This window comes from Pseudomonas sp. SWRI111 (genome assembly GCF_014268555.1).
Classification (GTDB): Bacteria; Pseudomonadota; Gammaproteobacteria; order Pseudomonadales; family Pseudomonadaceae; genus Aquipseudomonas; species Aquipseudomonas hamedanensis.
Window position 1 is genome coordinate 1 of sequence record NZ_JABWQQ010000058.1, and the last position, 733, is coordinate 733.

Annotated in this window: 2 protein-coding genes; both read right to left on the reverse strand. The window is 57.8% G+C overall.

Annotated features, from left to right (window positions below; all coding sequences use genetic code 11):
• A partial coding sequence (locus HU755_RS26920) for a contractile injection system protein, VgrG/Pvc8 family (protein ID WP_272978328.1) occupies positions 1–392 on the reverse strand: 392 nt, incomplete at its 3' end.
• A gap of 134 nt (positions 393–526) precedes the next feature.
• The coding region (gene tssD / locus HU755_RS26925; protein WP_186638290.1) for a type VI secretion system tube protein TssD at positions 527–733 on the reverse strand (207 nt) is incomplete at its 5' end.

The following is a 733-nucleotide window of genomic DNA, read 5'->3' on the forward strand; positions in this document are numbered from 1 at the left end:
GCGTTGCTTTGAATGCCGTGCTCTTCCAGCACCATGCCGATGATTTTCGGCACCGTGAGGTTCTGGAAGATGCGTTGATTGATGCGGTGCGCGAGGTAGGACAGTTGCGGGCGCAGCGTCACCGAATAACGGGTCAGGCGCTTGCCCGAATCGCCTTGCGCGGCGCGGTAGATCTGGCCATGAATGCCGCTGCCGTCGGGTGACAGTTGCAGAAAGGCCGGTTTGTGCAGCAGGGTTTCGAGGTCCAGCGACGGCTGCTCACTGACCAGCTCCACCTCAAACACAAAAGGCTGGCTGATGGCTTCCCGGCCTTGCAGGGTAAACACCTGAAAGTCGGCAGAAAGCCCTTCGATGGTCAGGGCAAAGTGGGTTTCATTGGCCGGCGCGAACATCCCTTGTTCCTCGTGCTGTACAGCGGCGCTCGTCGACGGCCGCGAAAAAGCGGCTCAACGTACGCGAAATTCTGGAGGGGCGTAAACAACATCGACCAGCAGAGCTGGCCGATGCGTGTAACGGTCAGCCGTAATTAAACGACTGGAGCACGCCAGTCATCGGAACCCGAAGTACCGGATACTTCGTGGGTCCAGGTGATTTTGCGGTAGGTGAACTGCACTTCTTCCAGGTGGGTGAAGTGCGCGTTGCCTGGATCCTGGCAGTTGTGCATTTTGTTGTTGATGGCGACGATGATCGCGTCTTCCAGTTTGGTGGTGTAGTAGTGCTCTTGGGTGCCTTG